The sequence below is a fragment of the Pantoea sp. T14 genome (assembly GCF_036663535.1).
GTDB lineage: Bacteria > Pseudomonadota > Gammaproteobacteria > Enterobacterales > Enterobacteriaceae > Pantoea > Pantoea phytostimulans.
This window is the reverse complement of record NZ_JAWUEB010000026.1, coordinates 224726-251499: the sequence shown is the minus strand read 5'-3', so window position 1 is coordinate 251499 and position 26774 is coordinate 224726. Positions and strand designations below refer to the sequence as shown.

Genomic DNA, 26774 nt, shown 5'->3' with positions numbered 1-26774 from the left:
GATGAACATGACCACACAACTTCGCGTCGAGCAGCTGTGCAAAACGTTTGTGCTGCATAACCAAAACAGCGTGGCGCTGCCGGTGTTACAGGACGCCAGCCTTGAAGTGAATCAGGGGGAATGCGTGGTGCTGCATGGCCATTCGGGCAGCGGAAAATCCACGCTGTTGCGCGCGCTATATGGCAATTATCAGGCCAACAGCGGTCATATCTGGCTGCAACACAGGGGCGAATGGATGGATATGGCGCAGGCCCCGGCGCGCCAGATTATTGCGATTCGCCGCGATACGATCGGCTGGGTAAGCCAGTTTTTGCGGGTGATCCCGCGTGTGCCAACGCTGGAAATTGTCATGCAGCCACTGCTAGAACGGGGCGTTGAGCGCGCCTTTTGCGAGCAGCGCGCCAAAGAACTGCTGACGCGCCTCAACGTGCCAGAACGTCTGTGGGCGCTGCCACCCTCAACCTTTTCTGGCGGCGAACAGCAGCGCGTCAATATTGCCCGCGGCTTTATTGCTGATTATCCGGTGCTGCTGCTGGATGAACCCACCGCGTCACTCGACAGCGCTAACAGCGCGGCGGTGGTGAGTTTGATTGAACAGGCACGCACACGCGGTGCGGCGATTGTCGGTATCTTTCACGATCAGGCGGTGCGCGAGCGGGTGGCGGATCGCCTGCACGTTATGCAGCCGGTTAGCTCGGGGGCGGAAGCATGATCATCAATAACGTCAAACTGGTACTGGAAAAAGAGGTGATCGCCGGATCGCTGGAGATGCGTGATGGCTTTATCGCCAGCTTTAGCGAAACCCGCAGCCAACAGCCGGGCGCGCTGGATGGCGAAGGCGCGTTTCTGCTGCCCGGTTTAGTTGAGCTGCATACTGACAACCTCGATAAATTTTTTACCCCGCGCCCGAAAGTTGACTGGCCAGCGCATTCCGCGATGAGCAGCCACGACGCGCTGATGATCGCCAGCGGCATCACCACAGTACTGGACGCGATTGGCGTCGGCGACGTCCGTGATGGTGGCCATCGGCTGGATAATCTCAGCAAAATGATTGATGCCATCCGCGACAGCAACCGTAAAGGGGTAAATCGTGCGGAGCACTTGCTGCATCTGCGCTGTGAATTACCGCATGCCAGCACGCTGCCGCTGTTTGAAGCCTTGATGAGCACGCCGGAGCTGGCGCTGGTATCGCTGATGGATCATTCGCCCGGCCAGCGGCAATACGTTTCGCTGGAAAAGTATCGGCAATATTTCCAAGGGAAATATCATCTCAACGATCGGCAGATGGATGAATTTGAGCGCGAGCAGTTAACGCTGGCGGAAGCCTGGTCACAGCCTAACCGTCTGGCGATTGCTGCACGGTGCCGTGAGCAACAGATTACGCTCGCCAGCCATGATGATGCCACCGTGGCGCATGTTGAAGAGTCGTTTGCCGTTGGCAGCGCCATCGCTGAATTTCCGACTCAGCTGGAAGCGGCGCGCGCTTCACGCCATCGCGGTATGCAGGTGCTGATGGGTGCGCCGAACATTGTGCGCGGCGGCTCGCACTCCGGCAACGTCGCCGCCTGGGAGCTGGCTTCACAGGGTATGCTGGATATTCTCTCGTCAGATTACTATCCCGCCAGCCTGCTGGACGCCGCGTTTCTTCTGGCGGCTGACGATCGCAATGGCCTGAACTTGCCGCAGGCGATTGCGCTGGTGACGTGTAATCCCGCCCGGGCGATCGGACTGGATGATCGTGGCGTGATTGCTGAAGGCCGCCGCGCCGATTTAGTGCTGGCGCACACCGAACATGGTCATCCGCATATCCGCCACGTCTGGGCCAAAGGGCGGCAGGTTTATTGATGGCCGCGCCAATGTCATCACCGCAGAAGGCAAGGCTGATTTGGCTAATTGGGCCGTCGGGATCGGGCAAGGATAGCCTGCTGAATGCTTTGCGAGAAGCGCCGCCAGCAGGGTTGATGATTGCCCATCGCTACATCACTCGCGCCGCCGATGCTGGCGGTGAAAACCACGTTGCCCTCACCGAACAGGAGTTTACCCGCCGCGCCGCGCTGGGCTTTTTCGCGATTCGCTGGCAGGCGCATGGCTTTCATTACGGCATCGGCAGCGAGATTGATCTTTGGCTGGCGCGCGGTCAAAACGTACTGGTGAACGGCTCGCGGCTGCATTTGGCGCAGGTCATGCAACGTTACGGTGAACAACTGATGCCGCTCTGTCTTGAAGTCTCGCCGCCCGTGCTGGCAGCGCGCTTACGCCAGCGCGGCAGGGAGAGTGAAGCGGAAATTGTGCGGCGACTGGATCGCGCCACACAGCCGCAGCCGGATGGATGCTTACTGCTCAATAACGATGGCGCGCTGAGCCAGACGGTGCAGCAGCTGCGTCAATTACTCGAGGCATACCGATGAAACTGACCTTTCTCGGCACTGGCGGTGTGACTGCCGCACCGTTGTTTGGCTGCGACTGCCAGGCCTGTCACCGCGCCAGGCGCGATGAAAAACGCAAACGCGCACCCTGCAGTGCGCTGATTGAAGCGGGCAGCGAACGTATTTTGCTGGATGGCGGTTTACCGCTGTTGCATGAACGTTTCCAGCCCGGAGAACTGACGCGCATTCTGCTGACGCACTATCACATGGATCATGTGCAGGGTTTATTTGCGCTGCGCTGGGGTGTCGGCACGCCGATTCCGGTGTGGGGCCCGCCCGATGAGAAGGGCAGCGATGACCTGTTTAAACACCCCGGCCTGCTGGATTTCCGCCCCTCACTTACGCCGTTCGTGCCGCATCAGTTTGGCAATCTATCCGTCACGCCACTGCCGTTGCAGCATTCACGGCTCACACACGGCTATCTGTTTGACTGGCACGGCATGCGGCTGGCGTGGCTGTGCGATACCTGCGGCCTGCCGCCGGAAACGCGTGATTACCTCATTGGGCAACCGCTGGACCAGCTGGTGCTGGACTGCAACGATCCGCCGCGCAGTGACGCGCGCAATCACAACGATGTCCAACTTGCGCTGGCGATTATTGATCAGCTTCAGCCACGTCAAGCGTGGCTCACGCACCTCAGTCATGAAATGGATAACTGGTTAGCCAACCATTCGTTACCTGAACATGTTCAACCGGCACGCGACGGTTTGACACTCTGTTTGGGTGCCGAGCAGCCTGTCACAGTTTGATCACTTAACTGTCATTCAGCATTCATCCCGTATCGCCTTAATAAGCGCAGACCTTACAGACCGCAATTACGGAGAAGATCATGGCACAGGCGCTTCTGAAAACGGTGGTGGACAACGATCTGCCACTGGCCAGCCAGACCGGGCAAAAAGTGTTATCGGTGCAGGGGTTATGCAAAGCCTACGGTGAAAACCGGGTGCTGGATAACGTCAGTTTCGATCTCCATGCGGGCGAACTGGTCGCCGTGGTGGGGCGTTCAGGCGCAGGAAAATCGACGCTGCTGCACATGTTGAACGGCACCATTGAGGCCACTGACGGCGCGATTGTCAGCCTGCGCCACGGCCAGGCCGATCGCGATGTGGTGACGCTCAACAGCCGCCAGATGCGCGAATGGCGCAGCGAATGCGGCATGATTTTTCAGGATTTCTGTCTGGTGCCACGTCTCGACGTGCTAACCAACGTGCTGCTGGGCCGCCTGAGCCAGACCTCCACCCTGAAATCGTTCTTTAAAGTCTTTTCTGACGCTGACCGCGCACACGCCATCGAACTTTTACAGTGGATGAACATGCTGCCGCAGGCGCTGCAACGCGCCGAGAATTTGTCGGGCGGTCAGATGCAGCGCGTGGCGATTTGTCGAGCGTTGATGCAGAACCCAAAAATCCTGCTGGCCGATGAGCCGGTGGCTTCTCTGGATCCGAAAAACACCAAGCGCATCATGGATGTGTTGCGTCAGGTCAGCGAGCAGGGCATCAGCGTGATGGTCAACCTGCACTCCATCGAACTGGTGAAAAGTTATTGCACCCGTGTGATTGGCATTCAGCGCGGCGTGGTGCTGTTCGACGGACATCCTTCCCAACTCACCGACGGCCTGCTGCACCAACTGTACGGTGATGAAATTAATCAGCTCCACTAACTTCCATGGCAAGAGAAAAACTTCGAATGAAACTGACTTCATTAGCTTTAGTCACTGGCGCTTTGATGACCTTTGGCGTTAACGCAGCGGATGCACCGAAACAGCTGAATCTGGGCATTTTAGGCGGTCAAAACGCCACCCAGCAGATTGGCGATAATCAGTGTGTAAAAAGCTTTTTTGATAAAGAGCTGAACGTGGATACGCAGATGCGTAACGCGTCAGACTATTCGGGCGTGATTCAGGGGCTGCTGGGCGGCAAGATTGATATGGTACTGAGCATGTCGCCCGCGTCGTTTGCCTCAGTTTATCTGCAAGATCCAAAAGCGGTAGATATCGTGGGCATTGTGGTGGATGACAAAGATCAGTCCCGCGGTTATCACTCGGTGGTGGTGGTGAAAGCCGACAGCCCGTACAAAAAGTTGGAAGATTTGAAAGGCAAAGCTTTTGGGATGGCGGATCCCGATTCGACGTCGGGCTTCCTGATGCCGAACCAGGCATTTAAGAAAGAGTTTGGCGGCAGCGTCGATGACAAATACAACAATTTCTTCTCCAGCGTCACCTTTTCGGGTGGCCACGAGCAGGACATTCTCGGCGTGTTAAACGATCAGTTTGCCGGTGCAGTGACCTGGACGTCGCTGGTGGGCGATCGCAGCACCGGTTATACCTCGGGCGCCTTTACCCGAATGATGCGTATGGATCAGCCCGATTTAATGAACAAAATCCGCATTATCTGGCAGTCGCCGCTGATTCCTAACGGCCCGGTGCTGGTCAGCAATAAGCTGCCGGCAGAGTTCAAAGCCAAAGTAGTGGCGGCGATCAAAAAGCTGGATAAAGAAGATCACGCCTGTTTCGTGAAAGCGGTGGGCGGAGAGCAGCATATTGGTGAAGCAACGCTAGCGGATTATCAGAATGTGATTGATATGAAGCGTGACCTGATGAAGGGCAGCCGCGGGTAATTTAGCGCCTTAGCGCGCTGAATCGGTGCGCGCTGTCCCCCATCCCGGCCTTCCCCCGCGAAGCGGAGGAAGGAGACGCTGCCACATGCGGGTACAGAGCGGGCATTTTGCAGCATCTTCCTCCCCCATATATGGGGGAGGACCGAGGTGGGGGACAAACGACCCCGCACTTATAGGGAGCGAGGTGGGGGACAAACGATGTTATCTGCGCGCTGTCCCCCATCCCGACCTTCCCCCGCGAAGCGGAGGAAGGAGACGCTGCCACATGCAGCTTCAATACTCGCATGTAGCAGCATCTTCCTCCCCCATGTATGGGGGAGGACTGAGGTGGGGGACAAACGACCCCGCACTTATGGGAAGCGAGGTGGGGGACAAACGACGTTATCTGCGCGCTGTCCCCCATCCCGGCCTTCCCCCGCGAAGCGGAGGAAGGAGACGCTGCCATATGCAGCTTCAATACTCGCATGTGGCAGCATCTTCCTCCCCCATGCATGGGGGAGGACCGAGGTGGGGGACAAACGACCTCGCACTTATGGGGGACCGCACGCACAGACTTCAACTTATGCGAGAAAAGCTTTTGACTGACTTCGAACGTTATTACCAACGCATCCGCAGCCAACAGAAACGCGACTCGCTGCTCTGGTCTTTGTTGTTAGTGGCGCTCTATCTGGCTGCGGGCAACGTGGCGGAATTTAATCTGATCAACGTCTGGCAATCGCTGCCTAACTTTTTTGATTACATCCGCGAAATCGTTCCGGTGCTACATCTGCCGCTGCTGTTCGCCGATGGAAAAACGGAAGGCTCGCTGGCGTATTGGGGTTATCGCCTGCATATCCAGCTGCCGCTGATTTGGGAAACGCTGCAACTGGCGCTGGCTTCCACAATAATTGCCGTCTGCGTTGCCACGGTGCTGGCCTTTTTTGCCGCCGACAACACGCAAATGCCCGTAAGCGTACGGTTTGCTATCCGTTCTGGGGTAGCCTTTTTGCGCACCATGCCAGAACTGGCGTGGGCGGTGATGTTTGTCATGGCCTTTGGCATCGGCGCTATTCCGGGCTTTATGGCGCTGGCGCTGCACGCCATCGGCAGCCTGACCAAGCTGTTTTACGAAGCGATAGAATCCGCTTCCGATAAACCGGTGCGCGGCCTCGCAGCCTGTGGTGCCAGCAAGTTGCAACGCATACGCTTCGCCTTCTGGCCGCAGGTTAAACCGGTATTCCTCTCCTACAGCTTTATGCGTTTAGAGGTCAACTTCCGCTCCTCAACCATTCTCGGTTTAGTTGGCGCAGGCGGCATCGGACAAGAGCTGATGACCAATATCAAACTTGACCGTTTCGATCAGGTCAGCATCACATTACTGCTGATTATCGCCGTGGTTTCGCTGCTGGATACCGTTTCTGGTCGCCTGCGTCGCCGCGTAGTAGAGGGTAAATCATGATTGCGCTTGCACCCGATGTCGCGAAACTCAAGCAGCAACACAGCGCGTTGTTTGCCCTGCAAAACCGTTATCTGCGCCGCATTGGCCTGATTGCCCTCGCGGTGCTGCTTTATTACCTGTTCTTTTTTTCTGTCTTCGGCATTGAGTGGAGCCGGTTGGAAAACGGCGTTCAACAGTTAGGCCGCTATTTTTTGCGCATGTTTGTCTGGCAGGATTTCGCCAACTGGCCGTTTGGTTATTATCTGTCCCAGATAGGGATCACGCTGGCGATTGTGTTTGCTGGCACGATTACCGCCTCGATCATCGCCTTGCCGCTGTCGTTTCTGGCGGCACGCAACGTGATGCACACGCGCATCAGCTGGCCGATTGCGCTGCTGGTTCGTCGCATGTTTGACCTGCTGCGCGGCGTAGATATGGCGATATGGGGGCTGATATTTGTGCGAGCGGTAGGCATGGGGCCGCTGGCGGGCGTGTTGGCGATTGTGATGCAAGATGTGGGGCTGCTCGGCAAACTTTACTCCGAAGGGCATGAAGCGGTAGAGCGCTCGCCAAGTCGTGGCTTGGGCGCATTGGGCGCAAACAGTTTGCAAAAACATCGCTTCGGCATCTTTACCCAATCCTTTCCCAGTTTCCTGGCGCTGAGCCTCTATCAGATAGAATCCAATACCCGATCGGCGGCGGTATTGGGTTTTGTTGGCGCGGGCGGCGTGGGGCTGGTTTACGCTGAAAACATGCGCTTGTGGAATTGGGACGTAGTGATGTTTATCACCCTGGTTTTGGTGGTGATTGTGATGGTGATGGATGCGATCTCCAGCCGCCTACGCAAACGCTACATCATTGGGAAAACGGTGCCGCTGTGGCAGCCTGCTGCGCGCGACTAAGCCGCTCGCTGCGCTGCCATGCGCGCTGTAACGCCTGCACTAATTGCGCCTCCTGCCAGGGTTTCGCCAACCGTTCGCACAGCGGTAGCGTCACGGGCTGGTGGCGCAGATCCTGACCGCTGATTAACAGCGTCGCCAGCTGCGGCCAGTTCTGCTGCGCCTGGCGAATCACCTCCGCCCCGTTGATTTCACCCGGTAGCATCAAATCACTGATCAGCAGATCGATATCCGGCGTCTGGCGCAGCAGATTCAACGCGCTTTCGCCATCGCCGCACTCCAGCGTCAAATAGCCCAGCTGATGCAGATGTTCGCATAAGGTTTGCCGCACCGCCGGTTCATCATCTACGACTAACACCAGCCGATCGCCCGCCGCGTCGGGTTGCGGTGGCGCGACAACGGCGGCGGTGGCGGCGGTTTCAGGTGCGCGTGGCAACAGCAGGCGAACAGTCGTGCCTTGCCCCGGCGCAGTTTCCAGTTCAATTTGCCCGCCCGATTGACGAACAAAACCGTACACCATCGACAAACCCAATCCGCTGCCACTGCCGGTGGCTTTGGTGGTGAAGAACGGCTCAAACACCTGTTCGCGCACCTCCGATGACATACCGCTGCCGTGATCAATCACCTCAATTGTCACCCTGTCGCGCTTCTCACCCTGTTCCAGACGCCGCTGATTCCAGATACGCAGGCGAATCTCACCGCTTTGCTGCGCCATAGCATCGCGCGCGTTGACCACCAAATTCATCAACGCATTCTCTAACTGACTGGCGTCGATCCACGCGGGCCAGCCAGGACGCTGGGCATCAATCACCAGCTGTTGTCCGGGCAACAGCGAATGCTGCAACAGGCCTTGCAGGTTATCCACCAGCGTTACCACCGACACCGCATTGGGATGCAGCGCCTGTTTGCGAGAAAAAGCCAACAGGCGCTGGGTCAGCAGCGCAGCCCGATCGGCGGCCTGACGTGCACGATCAATGCGGCTGGCAAGGGGCCCCGGCGGCAGTTGGCCTTGGGTTAACGCCAGGCTGCCGATGATCACCGCCAGCAGATTATTAAAATCATGGGCAATGCCACCGGTCAGCTGACCGACCGCTTTCATTTTTTGACTGTGCACCAGCGCTTCTTCCAACGCTTTACGCGCGCTGCGCTCCAGCACCGTATTCACCATGCCTCGCCGTGGTACCGGGCTGAAACGCAACTCCAGCGTGCGGCCGTCAGCCAGCCGGATCTCCTGCGGCTCACCCAATCCGTGCAGATGAATATCCAGCCGCTGTAACAGCAGTTGGTAATGCAGCCCGCGATGCAGATCACGCGGCGCAATGCCCAACAGCTCGGCGTATTGCGCATTCCACACCACTAATCGCCCACTGTTATCAAACAGCGCAAAGCCATCGCGCATCGCCAAAAAGGTCGACTCAAGCTGATTACTTTTCTCTTTTAACAGGCGTGAAGTGTGGGCCAGCGACGCGGTGTTACGCGCAAATACGTTAAAGGCGCGGGCCAAATCGCCCAGCTCATCGCGACGTTGCAGCCCGGGCACGCTGACATTCTGTTCGCCTTGCGCTAATCGCGTCATCGCCCCGGCAATCGCCGTCAGGCTGGAACCTAAATTGCGATAAATGTAATAACCGGCGTAGCAGGTAATCGCCAGCGCCAGCAGCACAAACAACGCGATAAACCCGATGATTGAATCAAGCTCCTGATGGGTGGCCAAAGTGCGCGTTTCGCTCTGCTGCGCCACTTGCTGCACATAGGCGGTGATGTCTTCATTGAGCATCGCCACCAGCGCTTTGATGCGATAGGTCGCGTAGGCAATGGCTAAATCACTCTGCTCCAGATCTGTCGCCAGCGGCACCAGTTGCTGCTGGGCCGTTAATAAGCGTTGCACGTGATCTGCCAGCACGCCGCGAGCAGGCGCGCTGCGCCACGCCATCATCACTTCACCTAATTGATCGATGGCGGCGACCGGTGAAGGCGTGCGAATCGCCACGGTAAGCAGCTGCTCAGTCTGTTGACGCAGCGCGGCATTCGGGGCAAGCGCCGCATTTTTTAAGGCGAGCTGATTAATATGACTGAGCAGCAGTTGGGATTGCCACAGGCCGCTGAGCATCAGGTTACGTTGCAGATGGCGCTGATGCCCGGTGCGCAATAGCTGAGTAATGGTTTGCTCAAGCATTAGGCTGCGCGCACGGATACGCGCCACCCGCTCTGGCTGGCGTGACGCCATCGGGGCATTCGCCAGTAAGGAGAGCGACTGTTGCAGCGCCTGCTGATTTTGCTGCAGGCGCAACGATTCACTTTGGTATTCCAGCGCGCCCACCACCTGTGACAACCGTACCGCCGCAGTGGCGACATTGGCGGTATCACGCGCCAGCGCCAGGCTGCCGTTCATGTCCGCCAGCGTTTGCGCCTGCGCCTGCTCCTGAATCGCCCCGGCGTGGCGAAACCCGAGAATCGCGACCGCGCTCACCATGAGCGTGACGCAGACCACCAGCAAGTTGAACAGCAGCAGACGGCCTCGGGCCCCGGCCTGCCACGGATAATCGCGCTGCATACATCGTCTCCCTTACCGCGCTAATGGGGCGAGTATAAGAGCGGGGCCGCGGGCAAATATGACAAATATGAATGGGTGCTGACATTTTCCATTTATCTGGCGTTGCTTTACTGCTGGCATTCATAGTCAGCAGGAGCGGGCAGATGACAGCCACACCAATACTGGAAATGCGGAAAATCACCCGCCGCTTCGGCAATTTCTACGCCTTGAAAGGTGTCGATCTCACGGTTTATCCTGGTGAAGTTCACGCGCTGATGGGGGAGAACGGAGCCGGAAAAAGCACCTTGATGAAAATCCTGGCAGGAGCCTATAGCGCCAGCAGCGGGGAAATTTTAATTGACGGCAAAGCCTACACGCTTAAAGGGCCCAAAGAGGCGTTAGCGGCAGGCATCACCCTGATTTATCAGGAAATCAATCTGGCACCGAATCTCACGGTGGCGGAAAACATCTTTCTTGGCAGTGAAATCACCCGAGGCGGCATGGTGAAGCGGCGCCAAATGGCCGATGAGGCGCAGCAGGTGATTGATCGACTGGGCGCGCAGTTCAGCGCCAACGACCTGGTTAACCGCCTCAGTATTGCTGAACAACAGCAGGTGGAAATCGCCCGTGCGCTGCATCGCAACAGTCGCATTTTGGTAATGGATGAGCCTACCGCTGCACTCTCTAACCGCGAGACCGAGCAGCTGTTTGCGCTGATCAAGCGCCTGCGCGGTGAAGGCATGGCGATCATCTATATCAGTCATCGCATGGCGGAAGTCTATGAGCTGTCGGATCGCGTCAGCGTGCTGCGCGATGGCGAATATGTTGGCAGCCTGACGCGGGAGAATCTCAACGCCAGTGAGCTGGTGCGCATGATGGTCGGCAGGCCGCTCAGCGATCTGTTCAATAAAGACCGCAACATTGCGATGGGTGATATTCGCCTGGCAGTGAATCATCTTGGCGATGGAGGCAAAGTGCATCCCAGCAGCCTGGCCGTGCGCGCGGGCGAAATCGTGGGATTAGCCGGGCTGGTCGGTGCCGGACGCAGTGAGCTGGCGCAGCTGATCTTTGGCGTGCATAAGCCGAAAGAGGGCGAAATCTGGGTAGATGGTCAAAAAGTCACGATTCATTCGCCCCGTGATGCGATTGCGCGCGGCATCGGTTTTCTTACCGAGAACCGCAAGGAACAAGGTCTGTTTCTGGAGATGGCGGCGATGGAGAACATTGTGATGGCCACGCTAGAACGCGATGCCAATTATGGCCTGCTTGATCGTCGCAAAGGGCAAAAAATCGCTAACGATGCCATTGCCAACCTCAACATTCGTGTGCCGCATGCGCAAGTGCGGGCCGGCGGTTTGTCTGGCGGTAATCAGCAGAAGCTGTTGATTTCGCGCTGGGTCTCAATTGGCCCACGTATCTTGATTCTCGACGAACCGACGCGCGGCGTTGACGTCGGAGCCAAAAGTGAAATTTATCGCATGATGCAGGAGATGGCGCGCCAGGGCGTGGCGATATTAATGATCTCCAGCGAGCTGCCGGAGGTGGTGGGTATGAGCGACCGCGTTTACGTGATGCGCGAAGGCAGCATCGCTGGTGAGCTGGAAGGCGACAACATCAGTCAGGAAAACATTATGACGCTGGCAACCGGTGCGCACAGCGCATCCCCGCTTGAAGTGTGAGGAGAAAACCATGACAGCACCAACCGCACGCGCCAAAGCGCCGACACTGAAACGCGCCCTGATGGGCGATTTGCTGCAAACCATCGGTATCTTGCCGATCTTGATCCTGATCGTCGCGATTTTTGGTTTTGTGGCACCCAACTTTTTTACTGAAGCAAACCTGCTGAACATTACGCGTCAGGCCTCCATCAATATCGTGCTGGCGGCGGGAATGACCTTTGTGATTCTGACCGGCGGGATTGATCTGTCAGTGGGATCGATGCTCGGCACCACTGCGGTGGTGGCGCTGGTGGCGTCGTTGGATCCGATGCTGGCCTCGCTGACGATTCCCATGGCGCTCGGCGCCGGGCTGATAATGGGGCTGTTCAACGGCATTTTAGTGGCATGGGCCGGACTGCCTCCGTTTATTGTCACGCTCGGTACTTATACCGCATTGCGTGGTGCCGCCTATTTGCTGGCGGATGGCACCACGGTCATCAACTCCGATATTAATTTTGAATGGATAGGCAACGGTTATCTCGGCCCGGTGCCGTGGCTGATTGTGATCGCTTTTGCGGTGATTGCGCTGTGTTGGTTTATTTTGCGCCGCACCACGCTGGGCGTTCACATCTACGCGGTTGGTGGCAACATGCAAGCCGCGCGGTTAACCGGGATTAAAGTCGGCGTGGTATTGGCGTTTGTTTATGGCATGAGCGGCTTGCTATCAGGTTTGGGCGGACTGATGAGCGCGTCACGGCTGTATAGCGCCAACGGCAACTTAGGCGTGGGCTATGAGCTGGATGCGATTGCAGCGGTGATCCTCGGCGGCACCAGTTTTGTCGGCGGTATTGGCACCATCACCGGCACGCTGATTGGCGCGCTGATTATCGCGACGCTGAACAACGGCATGACGCTGATGGGGGTTTCCTATTTCTGGCAGTTGGTGATCAAGGGCGCGGTGATCATTATCGCGGTGTTGATCGATAAATATCGTACACGTCATCACGTAAGTTGAACGATGGGTGAGGAGCGCGCTGTCCCTGGTGAGGTGCGCGCTGTCCCCCATCCCAGCCTTCCCCCGCGAAGCGGGGGAAGGAGACGCTGCCACATGCAGCTTCAATACTGGCATATGGCAGCATCTTCCTCCCCCATGTATGGGGGAGGACCGAGGTGGGGGACAAACGACCTCGCACTTATAAGGACCGAGGTGGGGGACAAACGACTCCCGATAAAAAGATAAAATTTTTACCCTACGCCATTCAGCGGTTGGCAATCATAAATACCCAAAATATTTCAGGTTGCAGCAAGGCGGCAAACGAATCTATCCCGATGAGCTGACGGATGTCAGTGATTCACTTGGATAAGTGAAGCCAAGGCATCTGTAGCATGGAATATGACGGGCAAAACAGCAGGAGAAGCACAATGCGTTTTAATCCGATCGTAACCGGGCTGCTGGCGGCGACGCTGTTCAGTGCTGGCGTGGCTCAGGCGAAAGAACTGAAATCTATCGGCGTAACGGTGGGCGATCTCGCTAACCCGTTCTTCGTGCAGATCACCAAAGGCGCGGAGATGAAAGCGCGTGAACTGGCGGGTGACAAAGTCAACGTCACGCTGGTCTCCAGCGGCTACGATCTGGGGCAGCAGGTTGGCCAGATCGATAACTTTATCGCCGCGAAAGTGGACATGATTATCCTCAACGCCGCCGATTCCAAAGGCATTGCACCGGCGGTAAAACGTGCGCGTGATGCTGGCATTGTGGTGGTTGCCGTCGACGTTGCCGCTGATGGCGCCAATGCCACTATTACGTCTGATAACACCCAAGCCGGAGAAATGGCCTGTAAATATATTTCCCAGCGCCTGAAAGAGACCGGCAGCGTGGTGATCATCAACGGCCCACCGGTCTCTGCAGTGCAAAACCGCGTGGAAGGCTGCATGACCGAATTTAAACGTCATCCCAACATCAAGCTGCTTTCCTATAACCAAAACGCCAAAGGCAGCCGTGAAGGCGGCTTGGAAGTGATGACCGGTTTGCTCTCAGCTAATCCAAAAATTGATGCAGTTTTTGCCATTAACGATCCCACCGCGATCGGTGCCGATCTGGCGGCGAAACAGGCTCAGCGCAGCGAATTCTTTATTGTTGGTGTCGATGGATCACCGGATGGCGAAGAGGCGCTGAAGCGTAAAAATTCCCTGTTTGTCGCAACGCCCGCGCAGGATCCACAAGTGATGGCGGCGAAAGCGGTGGAAATTGGCTACGACATTCTGCAAGGCAAACCGGCGCCGGATAAACCGGTGTTGATTCCGGTCAGCATGATAGATCGCAACAACATCGGCGGCTACAAAGGCTGGACGGTGAAATAACCCGCATGCGGCATGTCATGATGCCGCCTGTTTCGGAGGTTCGACCATGCAACGTTCCGAAGTCAACACCATCTTGCAACTGACGCGTGAGTTCTTTATGCGTCAGGACGTTCATTTGCCGCCATGGGCAGATTACGGCCTCAGCCAGTGGCGTGCGCTTGATCGCGCTTCAGCATCAGAATTGCTGGCGCTGCATCTCGGCTGGGATGTGACCAGCTTTGGCGAAGATGATTTCCAGCAAACCGGCCTGACGCTGTTCACCCTGCGCAACGGATCGCCGGGCGGCAAACCCTGGCACAAACCCTACGCCGAAAAGATCATGCACGTGCGTGAAGCTCAGGTGACGCCGATGCATTATCACCCGCAAAAGATGGAAGACATTATCAATCGTGGTGGCGGCAATCTTATTGTCACGCTGCACAACCGCGACGGTGATGGCCTGGCGAACACACCCGTCAACGTCACGCTGGATGGCCTCAGCCAAACGCATGCCGCCGGTTCACAGCTGCGTTTATCGCCAGGCGAAAGCGTTACGCTGGTGCCGGGCATCTGGCACAGCTTCTGGGGCGAAGAGGGATTAGGTGATGTGCTGGTAGGCGAAGTTTCCATGCCCAATGACGACGACCACGACAACGTGTTTCTTACGCCGCTGGCACGCTTCAATCCGATTGATGAGGATGAACAACCGCGCTGGCTGCTCTGTAACGAATATGACCGCTGGCTAACCTGAAGGAGTAAAGCATGGCATTGATCTCTTTAGCGCAGGGCCTGGCCCACGCGCAGCAACACGGTTATGCGTTGGGTGCATTTAATGTTATCGACACCCATTTTCTGCGTGCGCTGTTCAAGGCAGCTGAGCAGCAGCGTTCGCCGTTTATCATCAATATCGCGGAGGTGCATTTCAAATACATCACCCTTGATCATCTGGTGGAAGCGGTGCGTTTTGAAGCGGCGAAACATGCTATTCCGGTGGTGCTGAATCTCGATCACGGCCTGCATTTTGAGGCGGTGATGCAGGCGATTCGCCTGGGCTTTACCTCGGTAATGTTTGATGGTTCAACGCTGAGCTATGAAGAGAACCTGCGTCAGACGCGAGAAGTGGTAAAGATTGCGCATGCGGTAGGCGTGTCGGTGGAAGCGGAGTTGGGTGCAGTAGGCGGCGATGAAGGCGGCGCACTGTTTGGCGAAGCGGACAGCGCAAAATTTACCGACCCGAACCTCGCGGCCGAATTTGTGCGAGAAACCGGTATCGACACTTTAGCGGTGGCGATTGGCAATGCGCATGGCAAATACAAAGGCGAGCCGAAACTCGACTTTGAGCGGCTGGCAGCGATACGTCAGCAGGCGGGCGTGCCGCTGGTGTTACACGGTGGATCAGGGATCAGCGACGCCGATTTCCGTCGCGCTATTGAACTGGGCATTCATAAAATCAACTTTTATACCGGCATGTCGCAGGCGGCGCTGGGCGCGATCGATCAGTGCATGTCCTCGCGTAACACGCGCTACGACGAGTTTGCTGAAATGCTAATGGCAGTGGAAACGGCGATCAGCGAGATTGTCATGCAACAGATGCAGATTTTCGGCAGCAGCGGGAAGGCGTGAGATGGCGGGGCGCAGCGGCATCCTGGCCGCCGGTATCATGCTGGTGGACTACGTTCACCGCATCAATCTCTGGCCTCAACAAGGCTGGCTGGCCGAAGTCAGCCACAGTGAAAAAGCGGCAGGCGGTGCGCCGCTTAATGTTCTGGTGACACTGTCACGTATGCAATGCCAATTGCCGCTGGCGGCGATTGGCTTGCTGGGCGAAGATGCCGACGGCGATTACCTGATGCAGGTGATGGATGAGGCGCAGATTGATCGGCGTGCGGTACAGCGTTCGCAAACGCTAGCGACGTCTACCAGCCAGGTAATGACCGCGCCCGATGGTCAGCGCACCTTTTTCTACGCGCCAGGCGCCAATCGCCAGCTGGATATTCCTCATTTTGACGCGCTAAACGATCGCTATCGCATATTTCATTTGGGGTATTTGCTGCTGCTGGAAAGCCTCGACCACGCTGATGAAACGTTTGGTACACGCAGTGCACGATTACTGGCAATGATGCAGCAGCGTGGTTATTACACCTCTTTAGATTTGGTCTCTCGCGCTGGCGATAATCGTCCGCTGATTCTGCCGTCGCTGCGCTGGCTGGATTATCTGATCATTAATGAACTGGAAGCGGAGGCGCTAACGGGTATTACGTTGCGAGGCAGTGAAGGCATCCAGCCGCCTGACGCATTCGCCGCTGCCGCCCAGTGGCTGATGGAGCAAGGCGTGCGGCAACGGGTGATTATTCATGCGCCTGAAGGGGCGTGGGGACGCGAGGTCAACGGCGCGGGCGTTTGGCAATCTTCATGGCAGCTTAGCGCGGAAGAGATTGTGGGAAGCGTGGGCGCAGGCGATGCCTTTTGCGCAGGCGTGTTGTACGCCACGCATCAAGGCTTTGATATGTTGACGACGCTGCGACTGGCGCACACCTGCGCCTGTTTTAATCTGCACGCCGCCAATGCCATTGACGGCATTCGTCCACTTGATGAGATGCAGCGCTGGATGGATCAGGCGATCTGCGTGGAGAGCCGCGCCGTTTCTGGTTTCACCACATCCGCAGAAAAAACGTAACCCAGGCCGCGAATAGTACGAATTAAATTAGGTTGGTGTGGATTAGTTTCGATTTTTCGGCGCAAACGCATGATCAGCACATCAATGGTGCGATCGAACACATCAAGGCTTTCGCTGTGGGTTAACTCCAACAGCTGATCGCGTGTCAGCACTTTGCGGGCATGTTTCACCAGCGCCCGCAGCAGCGTGTATTCGCCCTGCGTAAGCGGTACCGATTCTCGCTGAGGATTAAGTAACTGACAGCGCGCTTCATCTAACTGCCAACCATTAAAGCGCCAGCCATCATAATCTGAATCCTGACAAACCAGGCGAGTACCGCGCCGCAGCGCCGCTTTGGCACGCGCCACGACCACGCGCGGATTGAACGGCTTGGCAATGTAGTCGTCGGCACCCATCTCCAGACCAATTACCATTTCCGCTTCCGATCCCATGCCGGTCAACATGATGACCAGGACATCGGGACGCTGTCGCTGGAGCTGTTGTAGCACCAACAAGCCGTTGGTATCGGGCAGCATCATATCCAGCATCACCAGTGAGATCTCAGGGTGTTGCGCCAGCATGGTCAGCGCCTCTTTGCCCTGATGGCAGCTATAAACATTGAACACATGTTCACTCAGCACGTCCTGCAACACTTCGCAGACGGCACGATCATCATCCACCACCAATATCGCTGGCTTCATTGCGCGGCCTCAATGTTACGAAAGGGGTAAGTCAGGAGTGTACACAGCCGTAAAAACAGCGCTGATTCAGCAAGCTGAAACGTGACCGATATCGCCTGCCAAAGCGCTGAATCGTGCGTCAGCTCAGAAATTTCTTGTGGAAAAAGCGGCGTGCAGGAAAACGATTGCGCAGCATTGGTGCGTTGCACCATAATCGCGCCTTGTTTTGGTTCAGAATAATCTTAAGAGTTGTTGCGCAACGCTTTTTTACGCTGCGCAACTTATGGCATAGCAATTGCTATGTCCTGATGTGATGTCCTGAAGCAAGGACAAAAGTTCGAGACGGAAGAGCGTGCAACCGTCACTGCCTTTTACATAAAACAACGCGCATGCAAACCACATTGGCAAGGGAGCACCCATGAAAATGGCGTCTCCGCTAACGAGAGATGATGATGTTAGATAAATTATTCAAGCTCAAAGCTCACAACACTACGGTCCGCACTGAGATCATCGCCGGGATAACGACTTTCCTCGCGATGGCTTACATCTTGTTTGTTAACCCCAGTATTCTCAGCGCAACCGGCATGGATAAAGGTTCGGTGTTCGTGGCGACCTGCCTCGCGGCGGCGATCGGTTCGCTGCTGATGGGCCTGATTGCCAATTACCCGATTGCGCTGGCACCGGGCATGGGACTGAACGCTTTCTTTACCTACACCGTGGTGTTGCACATGGGTTACACCTGGCAAATCGCGTTGGGCGCTGTGTTCTTGTCGGCGGTGATTTTCTTCGCATTATCACTGTTCAAAATCCGCGAATGGATCATCGCCAGTATTCCGCTGCCACTGCGTGCGGGCATCGCGGCTGGGATTGGCTTGTTTCTGGCGATCATTGCGCTGGAAGGCGCCGGTATTGTGGTGGATAACCCCGCCACGCTGGTGGGCATTGGCGATCTAACCAAACCGGGGCCGCTGCTGGCAGTGTTGGGCTTTATCATCATCGTAGTGTTGGAAGCCCGCCGCGTGACCGGTGCGGTGCTAATTGGCATTTTGGTGGTGACATTTATCTCAATGGGCATCGGTTTGTCGCCGTTTGCCGGGGTGTTTTCTGCGCCGCCATCCATCGCACCCACCTTTTTGCAGCTGGACATTGCCGGTGCGTTTAACGTCGGCCTGATCAGCGTGATCTTCGCTTTCCTGTTCGTTGACGTGTTTGATAACACCGGCACGCTGCTGGGCGTGACTAAACGTGCAGGCTTAGCCGATGAGAAGGGCAACGTACCGAAAATGGGCCGTGCGCTGATTGCAGACAGCGCAGCTGCGCTGTTTGGTTCGCTGCTGGGCACGTCAACCACCACCAGTTATGTAGAATCAGCGGCGGGCGTCAGCGCCGGGGGCCGTACCGGCTTAACCGCGATTGTGGTGGCGATTCTGTTTTTACTCAGCCTGTTCTTCTCACCGCTGGCCTCCAGCGTACCGGTATTTGCCACCGCGCCTGCGCTGCTGTTTGTGGCGGTATTGATGGCTTCGGGCCTGGCTGAGATTGACTGGAAAGACATCACCACCGCTGCACCGGTAACGGTAACGGCGTTAACCATGCCGTTAACCTACTCGATTGCTAACGGTATCGCTTTTGGTTTTATTACCTGGACCGTGGTGAAACTGCTGAGTGGCCGTACCAAAGAGGTCAATGTCGCACTGATCGTTCTGTCGATCCTGTTTGTGATTAAACTGGGGTGGCTGAGCGCCTGATAACCCCTCTCCGCCGCTGTTTATTTCGCAGCGGCGGGTTCGCCCCTTCACTGCCATTTCGCCTTCTCTTACTGGCTGATTGATCATTTTTGCGCAGCCGCTTCCAGAGCATAATAAATCCCCTGTTTCTTCTGCGATTAAGCGATAGTTTTGTCGTGTCTCAGGTTTTTGACCGAATCCTAAATTGCTGCGGTTTTACCGAAACGTGGAATGATTAAACTGCGGCAATCTGTTTCACTCACTGTGCGACAGATTCCGGCGTGAACGAATACGACGCGGGAGACACATTCAGACGTGTCGGCGTTGCAGGGGAAAATAATGGATTATTTTTATGGAAGGTTTGAGCAGTGGGAACCGTTTACGTTTAATGGCGCTCGCTGCCGTGGAGGCAATAACATGGAAAAACTGGAAAAACGCATTGAGCGAGTCGAGCAGGATTTGCATCAGGTCAAAATTGATATAGCGGTGTTGACCGAGCGTTCGCAAACATTTGCGACAAAGGCTGATCTTGAAGTGATTCGAAGTGAGCATGGTGCATTCAAAAAAGAAGTGATTCAAAGATTCGACGCTATAGACAAGAAGTTCGACACCATAGATAAGAAGTTCGACGCCATAGACAAGAAATTCGATGCCCTTAATAACCGAATTATCTGGACAATGATGGTTCCTTTAACGCTGTTTGTGGTGGGGTGGTTCATTAAAACCGCGGTGCTTCACGTTTAGTTCTCGGCTGTCGATATGGCTAATCATCAATGCGGGACCTGCCCGCATTGATTGCTCTCGTGACGAGGCTGAAAGCGAACAAAACCTTATCTGAACGGCGGTTCGTTAAAGGTTCGCAGTTTCCGTGAATGCAATTTATCCCCTTCGGCGCGCAGCAGTTCTACCGCTTGAATACCGATCTGTAAATGCTCCGAGATTGCGCCTTCGTAAAAACGGTTTGCCTGACCCGGCAGTTTGATTTCTCCGTGCAGCGGTTTGTCAGAAACGCACAGCAACGTTCCGTAAGGCACGCGAAAGCGATAACCCTGCGCGGCGATGGTGGCGCTTTCCATATCCACTGCCACCGCACGGCTCAGGTTGAAGCGCAATGCAGAAGCGGAGTAGCGCAGTTCCCAGTTGCGGTCATCGGTGGTAACCACGGTTCCGGTACGCAGGCGCTCTTTCACTTCTTCACCTGGCATGCCGCTGACCGATTTGGTGGCATCATAAAGCGCGCGCTGCACTTCGGCGATGCTTGGGATCGGGATATCTGGCGGCAATACGCTGTCGAGCACGTGATCGTCACGCAGGTAAGCGTGAGCCAGTACATAATCGCCAATGCGCTGACTTTCACGCAGTCCGCCACAGTGGCCAATCATCAACCAGGCGTGTGGGCGGATAACAGCTAGGTGATCGCAAATGGTTTTGGCATTCGACGGGCCAACGCCAATGTTGATCAAGGTGATGCCGCGACGATGAGGGGAAGTGAGATGCCAGGCAGGCATTTGGTGTTTCTTCCATGCTAAATCAGAAAGCATGGCGTCGCTGTCCGCGGTATCGGCGGTGAGCACCACATCACCGGCACAGACCAGGCTGTCGTAAGCTGTGTTGGGATCGCGCACCTGCTCAATAGCCCAGCGCACAAACTCATCAACATAGCGCGTGTAATTGGTGAACAGCACAAACGGCTGGAAATGTTCTACTGACGTGCCGGTGTAATGGCGCAGGCGCGCCAGCGAAAAGTCAGTGCGCAGTGCGTCAAAGTGGGACAGCGGGAAGCGCGCATCGACGTTGAACAAGCCATCAGCCGTTTCATCGCCAATCTGTGACAGTTCAGTGGTGGGGAAATGGCGCGCAATACCGGCGCTCATCGAGCGATCCAGTGACAAATCTGAACCATCAATTACGTAAGGATAAGGGATCTCTTGCGCTGATGGGCCGACTTCAATATCCACTTCATACTCTTTTTCCAGCATCGCTAACTGCTCGGCGATGTAATGGCGCAGCAGGGCTGGACGCGTAATTGAGGTGCTGTAACGGCCGGTGTGCGTAAAGCGTCCCCACGCGCGGGTGCGGTTTTGTTGCGGACCATCGCCGTGCCAGCTGATGCGCAGCTCAGGGTAAACAAACAGACCTTGTGCGCGTGCCGCATAGTCAGGCAGCGTGCCATCTTCGGTGAAGGCTTTGATGGCAGTACGCAGGGCGTTTACCGATTCATCATATAAACGCTCAAGCTCATCAAGCGCCTGTTGGCTGGTCAAATTTTTCCGTTGTGTAGGCATAGCTTCTCCTTGGGTGTTTACAGCGAATTATCCTCAGCTTAGCGGGTTTGACGCTGGCTTTGGTTAATAATCTGTGATCAACCGCATTTTGCACCAACGTGGTGCTGGTGAGTTAGCCAAAGCACTCTATCGTTAGTGATCAAGTGGAAGCGAAAGGCGCTCAACGCCCCCAAATTCACCCTTCAACGTAAGATTTCGTCACAAATGGTGACTTTTGGCGAGATTATTGCTTACGAATTAACCGTGGCCACTCCCGGCCACAGAATGTTCTCAAAGTGCTCCCCAGTCAGTGTATTCAGAAGTTGATTTCTCCCTATTTGGCATTCGCGCCTAACCGTGTTGAGGATGACAGCATGTCTGTGAAATTGATCAAGTTACCGATGAAACTCGTACTTGCAGGGTGTTTAACCACCGCGTTTTATGCACAGGCCGATATCAAGATTGGCGTGGCCGGCCCGTTTTCTGGCCCTAATGCCACCTATGGTGCGCAGTACTGGAAAGGCGCCACGCAAGCAGCCGAAGACATCAACGCCGCAGGCGGCGTGAACGGCGAGAAGATTGTGCTGGTGCAGGGCGATGATGCCTGCGAACCCAAGCAGGCTGTTTCTGTGGCTAACCGCTTGGTCGATCAGGATAAAGTGATGGCGGTGGTCGGCCACTTCTGCTCCTCATCAACCATGCCAGCGTCAGAAGTGTATGACGAAGCGGGTGTACTCACGATTACGCCAGGTTCAACCAACCCCAAAATCACCGAGCGCGGCATGAAATCGATGTTTCGCATGTGTGGACGTGATGACCAACAAGGCGCGATTGCCGCCAATTACATGATCGATACGCTTAAAGCCAAGAAAGTTGCGGTGATCCACGACAAAGATACTTACGGACAAGGCTTAGCCGATGCGACCAAAGCCGCATTGGAAAAACGCGGTGTGAAAGAGGTGCTGTATGAAGGCTTGTCGCGGGGCGAAAAAGACTTTAACGCGCTGGTGACTAAAATTGCCCAGGTCAATCCTGATGTGGTCTATTTCGGGGGATGTCATCCAGAAGCCGGGCCGCTGGTGCGTCAGATGCGTGAGCAGGGCGTGAAAGCGAACTTCTTCTCAGGCGACTGTATCGTAACCGAAGAGATGGTCACCGCCGCAGGTGGGCCGCAATACACCAAAGGCGTGTACATGACCTTTGGTAACGATCCGCGTCAAATCCCCGCAGGCAAAGCGGTGATTGAGAAATTCCGTGCCGGTGGTTTCGAACCGGAAGGATACACCTTGTACGCCTATGCCTCGATTCAGGCGATTGCCGCTGCGTACAAAGGCGCAGGCAAAGATAACGAAAAAGCCAGCGAGTGGTTGAAAGCCAATCCAGTCGATACTGTCATGGGACAGAAATCCTGGGATGGTAAAGGCGACCTGAAAGTCTCCGACTACGTCATTTATCAGTGGGATGATAAAGGCAAATACCACCAACTCTAATTTAATCGTCATTCTTCACGTTACGGGCGCGTTGGCTTCACTTGCTCACCCCGGTCACTGACGATTGTCAGCTCCCGGGGATTCCCAAGCTCACAGCCTTCCTGCGACGTGAATAATTTAGGGTAATGAGATCGCGCCTCGCTTGCGGGCGGGGCGAATTTCCAATGAGCCCGCGGTTTGGCTCTTTGCGGTGAGACTTCGCTATGGACGCTTTTTTCCTGCAGCAAATGATTAATGGCCTGACGCTGGGCGCGGTTTACGGCCTGATCGCCATCGGCTACACCATGGTTTACGGCATTATCGGCATGATTAACTTCGCCCACGGTGAGGTTTACATGCTCTCAGCCTACTTGTGCGCCATTGGTCTGGCGCTGCTCTCCTCTTTCGGTATTCACTCCTTTCCGCTGCTGATCTTCGGCACATTGCTCTTCACCATCGTGATTACTGCCGTTTATGGCTGGACGATTGAGCGCATTGCTTATCGTCCGCTGCGTAACTCCACCCGCTTAGCGCCGCTGATTTCGGCGATTGGCATGTCGCTGATTTTGCAAAACTACGTGCAGCTGAGCCAGGGGCCGAATCAGCAAGGCGTGCCGACGCTGTTAACCGGTGTGCTGCGCATGGAGTTTGATGGCGGTGTGGTGCAGATCACCTGGACCAAAGTCTTTATCCTGATCGCCGCGGCGTGCGGCATGGCGCTACTAACCTGGATCATCCAGTACACGCGGTTGGGCCGCATCTGTCGTGCCGTGCAGCAAGATAGGCGCATGGCTGCCATTCTCGGCATTAACACCGATCGGATCATCTCACTGGTATTTGTCATTGGCGCATCAATGGCGGGGCTAGCGGGCGTGCTGGTCACTATGAACTACGGCACGTTTGATTTTTACGCCGGGTTCATCATCGGCATCAAAGCGTTTACCGCCGCAGTGCTCGGCGGCATCGGCTCGTTGCCCGGCGCGATGTTAGGCGGCCTGCTGCTGGGCGTGGCGGAGGCGCAGTTCGCCGGATTGGTGAATTCTGACTACAAAGATGTGTTCTCTTTTGCCCTGCTGGTGGTGATTTTGATCTTCCGGCCGCAGGGATTACTGGGGCGACCGCTGGTAGCGAAAGTGTGAGGAAGCAGGCATGAGTGAAACCATTCAGGGAATCAATCTTCGCCATACGCTGCGGGAAACGGTGCTGGCAGGATTTATTGCGTTGATCGTATTTGGGCCGATTGTCGGCATCGTGTTAGACGGTTATCAGTTTCAACTTGAGCCGCTGCGTGTGGCGCTGCTGGTTGCCATTGTGATGGCGGGACGTTTGCTGTTTAGCCTGTTTATGCAAACCACTCAAGGTAAAAAACTGCTGCGAAAATTTGCAGATGTGGATGATGGCGTTTACGTGCGTGAGCCAGGCTACCGCTCACGTTTGCGCTGGATTATCCCGCTGCTGCTGATCGCCGCCTGTGTTTTCCCGGCCTTCTCCAGCAAATATCTGTTAACCGTGGCTATTCTCGGGCTGATTTATGTGCTGCTCGGGCTGGGGCTGAACATTGTGGTCGGCCTTGCTGGGCTGCTCGATCTCGGTTATGTGGCGTTTTATGCCATTGGGGCATATGGCCTGGCGCTGGGTTATCAATATCTCGGCCTGGGATTCTGGAGCATGTTGCCGTTGGCCGCATTGATGGCGGCCTGTGCTGGCGCGTTGTTGGGCTTTCCGGTGTTGCGTATGCACGGTGATTACCTGGCGATTGTCACGCTGGGGTTCGGTGAAATCATTCGATTGGTGTTAAACAACTGGCTCGCATTTACCGGCGGCCCCAATGGCGTTTCCGTGCCGTCGCCGACCTTTCTCGGGCTGGAATTTGGCCGTCGCGCTCGTGAAGGCGGCGTGCCGTTTCATGAGTTTTTCCATCTCAGCTACAACCCGAATATGAAGTTTATCTTTATCTATGCGGTGCTGGTTCTGGTGGTGTTACTGGTGCTGTTTATTAAGCATCGCCTGACGCGTATGCCTATCGGTCGCGCCTGGGAAGCGCTGCGCGAAGATGAAATCGCCTGCCGCGCGATGGGGCTGAATCACGTGTTGGTCAAACTCTCCGCCTTCATGCTGGGCGCCTCAACCGCCGGCATTGCTGGGGTGTTTTTTGCCAGCTATCAGGGTTTTGTCAATCCCACCTCGTTTACCTTTTTCGAATCCGCGTTGATTCTGGCGATTGTGGTGTTGGGCGGAATGGGATCAACGCTGGGCGTGGTGCTGGCAGCCTTTGTGCTGACCGTTGCGCCAGAGCTATTGCGCAGTTTCGCCGAGTATCGTGTGCTGCTGTTTGGCATGTTGATGGTGTTGATGATGATTTGGCGTCCGCGTGGTCTGGTGCGCACCAGCCGCGTTGGCGTGCCGCTGCGCAAAGGGGTTCGCCATGACTGATGCGATTTTGCAGGTGGATAATTTGATGATGCGCTTCGGTGGCATCAAGGCGTTAAACGATGTCAGTTTGAAAGTTGAGCGCGGTTCCGTCACGTCACTGATTGGCCCCAATGGCGCCGGGAAAACCACCGTGTTCAACTGTTTAACCGGTTTTTACCGTGCCAGCGGTGGGCGGATACAGCTAAATGCGAATCAGCGCTCCACCGATGTGATTCAGGTACTGGGGGAGAAAATCCATCCCAGCGACTGGATTAACCCGACGCAACTTGGATCGCGCGTCTGGTACAAAATGTTTGGCGGGGCGCATTTGGTGAACCGCGCCGGGCTGGCGCGTACCTTTCAAAACATTCGCCTGTTCCGGGAAATGTCAGTGATTGAAAATCTGTTAGTGGCGCAGCACATGCTGGTGAACCGCAACTTACTGGCGGGCGTGTTTAATACGCGCGGCTATCGTGCGGCAGAGAATCTGGCGCTGGATCGCGCCTTTTACTGGCTGGAGATGGTGGATTTGGTGCCAACCGTCAACCGGCTGGCGGGCACGCTCTCCTACGGTCAGCAGCGGCGTCTGGAGATTGCCCGCGCCATGTGTACGCAACCGGAACTGATCTGCCTGGACGAGCCGGCGGCAGGGCTGAATCCCGTCGAAACTGATGCGCTTAGCGCTATTTTGCACCGGCTGCGTGCCGATCACCGTATCAGCGTGCTGCTGATTGAACATGACATGCCAATGGTGATGAGCATCTCCGATCACATCGTGGTGCTCGATCACGGTGATGTTATCGCCCAAGGCACACCGCAACATATTCGGCACGATCCACGGGTAATCGCCGCCTATCTGGGCGTGGATGATGAGGAGGATGCGCATGGCTGACGTATTAGCATTTGAGTCGGTAAATGTGTTCTACGGCCCGCTGCAGGCGTTAAAAAACGTGTCACTGACGGTTGCGGAAGGGGAAACCGTGGCGTTGATTGGCGCAAATGGTGCCGGGAAATCAACCTTGTTGATGTCGATTTTCGGCCAGCCGCGTATCGCCAGCGGTGAGATTCGCTATCGCGGTGAACCGATCAGTCATAAATCGACCCATTTCATCGCGGCAAACGGCATTGCGCAGGCCCCGGAAGGGCGGCGCATTTTTGCCGACATGACGGTGGAAGAAAATATGCAGATGGGCACCATCGCCATCGGCAACCGTCATCAGAAAGAGGATTTGGAACGGATGTACGCGCTGTTTCCACGCTTGCTGGAGCGCCGCAAGCAGCGGGCAATGACGCTTTCTGGCGGTGAACAACAGATGCTGGCGATTGCGCGTGCCTTGATGAGTCGTCCAAGCTTGCTGCTGCTGGATGAACCAAGTCTGGGCTTGGCACCGATTGTGGTTAAGCAAATCTTTACTATTTTGCGTGAATTGACCGCGCAGGGCATGACGCTGTTTCTGGTGGAACAGAATGCACGTCATGCGTTGAAGCTCGCCGATCGCGGTTACGTGATGGTCAATGGCGAGATTCGAATGAGCGGCAGTGGAGCAGAATTGCTGAATAATGAAGAGGTCCGCAGCGCTTATCTCGGCGGCGGAACAGATCATGCCGCGGGTGAAGTTAAAATATTGTAATAATGTCTGAATTGGGCGAGGAAACACTTTGCATAAATTCTCGCCC

General features: G+C 55.8%; 24 protein-coding genes. 21 read left to right on the top strand and 3 right to left on the bottom strand.

Going from position 1 to position 26774, the window contains the following annotated elements:
- Positions 1-7 precede the first annotated feature (7 nt).
- From phnL to phnE (SC127_RS16305), 8 genes are all read left to right on the top strand, one after another.
- A complete protein-coding gene (phnL, locus tag SC127_RS16340; protein ID WP_332627132.1) occupies positions 8-712 on the top strand; it encodes a phosphonate C-P lyase system protein PhnL in 705 nt (234 codons plus the stop codon).
- Positions 709-1845 carry an alpha-D-ribose 1-methylphosphonate 5-triphosphate diphosphatase gene (gene phnM / locus SC127_RS16335; protein WP_332627131.1) on the top strand — a complete coding sequence of 379 codons (1137 nt, stop codon included), beginning with the start codon at positions 709-711 and terminating at the stop codon, positions 1843-1845. The genes phnL and phnM overlap by 4 nt, the downstream gene beginning before the upstream one ends.
- An 11-nt stretch (positions 1846-1856) precedes the next feature.
- Positions 1857-2408 (top strand): ribose 1,5-bisphosphokinase, encoded by a 552-nt coding sequence (gene phnN / locus SC127_RS16330; protein WP_332627130.1) that lies wholly within the window; start codon positions 1857-1859, stop codon positions 2406-2408.
- The gene (phnP, locus tag SC127_RS16325) at positions 2405-3175 is read left to right on the top strand and encodes a phosphonate metabolism protein PhnP (RefSeq protein ID WP_332627129.1); all 771 of its coding nucleotides are present in this window, start codon (positions 2405-2407) and stop codon (positions 3173-3175) included. The genes phnN and phnP overlap by 4 nt, the downstream gene beginning before the upstream one ends.
- An 80-nt stretch (positions 3176-3255) precedes the next feature.
- Complete coding sequence (gene phnC, locus SC127_RS16320; RefSeq protein ID WP_215846481.1) at positions 3256-4086, top strand: phosphonate ABC transporter ATP-binding protein; 831 nt, start codon at positions 3256-3258, stop codon at positions 4084-4086.
- Positions 4087-4112: 26 nt separating this feature from the next.
- Positions 4113-5042, top strand: coding sequence for a phosphonate ABC transporter substrate-binding protein (phnD, locus tag SC127_RS16315; protein ID WP_332627128.1), 930 nt, complete (start codon positions 4113-4115; stop codon positions 5040-5042).
- A gap of 577 nt (positions 5043-5619) precedes the next feature.
- Entirely contained in the window at positions 5620-6480 is an 861-nt protein-coding gene (gene phnE / locus SC127_RS16310) for a phosphonate ABC transporter, permease protein PhnE (RefSeq protein ID WP_243077658.1), read from the top strand.
- Positions 6477-7361, top strand: a complete 885-nt coding sequence (gene phnE, locus SC127_RS16305; protein WP_243077659.1) for a phosphonate ABC transporter, permease protein PhnE — start codon at positions 6477-6479, stop codon at positions 7359-7361. The genes phnE (SC127_RS16310) and phnE (SC127_RS16305) overlap by 4 nt, the downstream gene beginning before the upstream one ends.
- Here phnE (SC127_RS16305) and SC127_RS16300 read toward each other — a convergent pair.
- Positions 7315-9912: an ATP-binding protein gene (locus SC127_RS16300; protein ID WP_332627127.1), complete on the bottom strand. Its 2598-nt coding sequence runs from the start codon at positions 9910-9912 to the stop codon at positions 7315-7317. The genes phnE (SC127_RS16305) and SC127_RS16300 overlap by 47 nt on opposite strands.
- 143 nt (positions 9913-10055) lie before the next feature.
- Between SC127_RS16300 and SC127_RS16295 the strand changes: the two genes are divergently transcribed.
- From SC127_RS16295 to SC127_RS16270, 6 genes are all read left to right on the top strand, one after another.
- The gene (locus tag SC127_RS16295) at positions 10056-11570 is read left to right on the top strand and encodes a sugar ABC transporter ATP-binding protein (protein ID WP_215846488.1); all 1515 of its coding nucleotides are present in this window, start codon (positions 10056-10058) and stop codon (positions 11568-11570) included.
- Between the two features lie 10 nt (positions 11571-11580).
- Positions 11581-12564: an ABC transporter permease subunit gene (locus tag SC127_RS16290; RefSeq protein WP_215846489.1), complete on the top strand. Its 984-nt coding sequence runs from the start codon at positions 11581-11583 to the stop codon at positions 12562-12564.
- A gap of 407 nt (positions 12565-12971) precedes the next feature.
- Positions 12972-13910, top strand: coding sequence for an ABC transporter substrate-binding protein (locus SC127_RS16285; protein ID WP_215846491.1), 939 nt, complete (start codon positions 12972-12974; stop codon positions 13908-13910).
- Positions 13911-13956: 46 nt separating this feature from the next.
- The gene (locus tag SC127_RS16280; RefSeq protein WP_215846493.1) at positions 13957-14640 is read left to right on the top strand and encodes a D-lyxose/D-mannose isomerase; all 684 of its coding nucleotides are present in this window, start codon (positions 13957-13959) and stop codon (positions 14638-14640) included.
- Positions 14641-14651: 11 nt separating this feature from the next.
- Positions 14652-15512: a ketose 1,6-bisphosphate aldolase gene (locus SC127_RS16275; RefSeq protein ID WP_215846494.1), complete on the top strand. Its 861-nt coding sequence runs from the start codon at positions 14652-14654 to the stop codon at positions 15510-15512.
- 1 nt (position 15513) lies between these two features.
- Positions 15514-16566: a carbohydrate kinase family protein gene (locus SC127_RS16270; RefSeq protein ID WP_215846496.1), complete on the top strand. Its 1053-nt coding sequence runs from the start codon at positions 15514-15516 to the stop codon at positions 16564-16566.
- Here SC127_RS16270 and SC127_RS16265 read toward each other — a convergent pair.
- Positions 16503-17246, bottom strand: coding sequence for a response regulator (locus SC127_RS16265; RefSeq protein WP_215846498.1), 744 nt, complete (start codon positions 17244-17246; stop codon positions 16503-16505). The genes SC127_RS16270 and SC127_RS16265 overlap by 64 nt on opposite strands.
- A gap of 428 nt (positions 17247-17674) precedes the next feature.
- On the opposite strand from SC127_RS16265, the gene SC127_RS16260 reads away from it, so the two are divergent.
- Positions 17675-18973, top strand: coding sequence for an NCS2 family permease (locus SC127_RS16260; RefSeq protein WP_243077662.1), 1299 nt, complete (start codon positions 17675-17677; stop codon positions 18971-18973).
- A gap of 318 nt (positions 18974-19291) precedes the next feature.
- Positions 19292-19696, top strand: coding sequence for a hypothetical protein (locus tag SC127_RS16255; protein WP_252515260.1), 405 nt, complete (start codon positions 19292-19294; stop codon positions 19694-19696).
- Positions 19697-19782: 86 nt separating this feature from the next.
- On the opposite strand, the gene SC127_RS16250 is transcribed toward SC127_RS16255, so the two are convergent.
- Complete coding sequence (locus SC127_RS16250; RefSeq protein ID WP_215846499.1) at positions 19783-21237, bottom strand: AMP nucleosidase; 1455 nt, start codon at positions 21235-21237, stop codon at positions 19783-19785.
- Positions 21238-21590: 353 nt separating this feature from the next.
- Between SC127_RS16250 and SC127_RS16245 the strand changes: the two genes are divergently transcribed.
- The 5 genes from SC127_RS16245 (at position 21591) to SC127_RS16225 (ending at position 26728) form a co-directional block, all read left to right on the top strand.
- A complete protein-coding gene (locus SC127_RS16245; protein ID WP_215846500.1) occupies positions 21591-22706 on the top strand; it encodes a branched-chain amino acid ABC transporter substrate-binding protein in 1116 nt (371 codons plus the stop codon).
- A 203-nt stretch (positions 22707-22909) separates the two neighbouring features.
- On the top strand, positions 22910-23824 hold the full coding sequence (locus SC127_RS16240; protein ID WP_243077664.1) for an ABC transporter permease subunit: 915 nt from the start codon (positions 22910-22912) through the stop codon (positions 23822-23824).
- Positions 23825-23834: 10 nt separating this feature from the next.
- The gene (gene livM, locus SC127_RS16235; RefSeq protein WP_215846504.1) at positions 23835-25118 is read left to right on the top strand and encodes a high-affinity branched-chain amino acid ABC transporter permease LivM; all 1284 of its coding nucleotides are present in this window, start codon (positions 23835-23837) and stop codon (positions 25116-25118) included.
- Positions 25111-25989 (top strand): ABC transporter ATP-binding protein, encoded by an 879-nt coding sequence (locus SC127_RS16230; protein WP_215846506.1) that lies wholly within the window; start codon positions 25111-25113, stop codon positions 25987-25989. The genes livM and SC127_RS16230 overlap by 8 nt, the downstream gene beginning before the upstream one ends.
- Entirely contained in the window at positions 25982-26728 is a 747-nt protein-coding gene (locus tag SC127_RS16225; protein ID WP_243077665.1) for an ABC transporter ATP-binding protein, read from the top strand. Before SC127_RS16230 ends, SC127_RS16225 begins: the two co-directional genes overlap by 8 nt.
- Positions 26729-26774 lie beyond the last annotated feature (46 nt).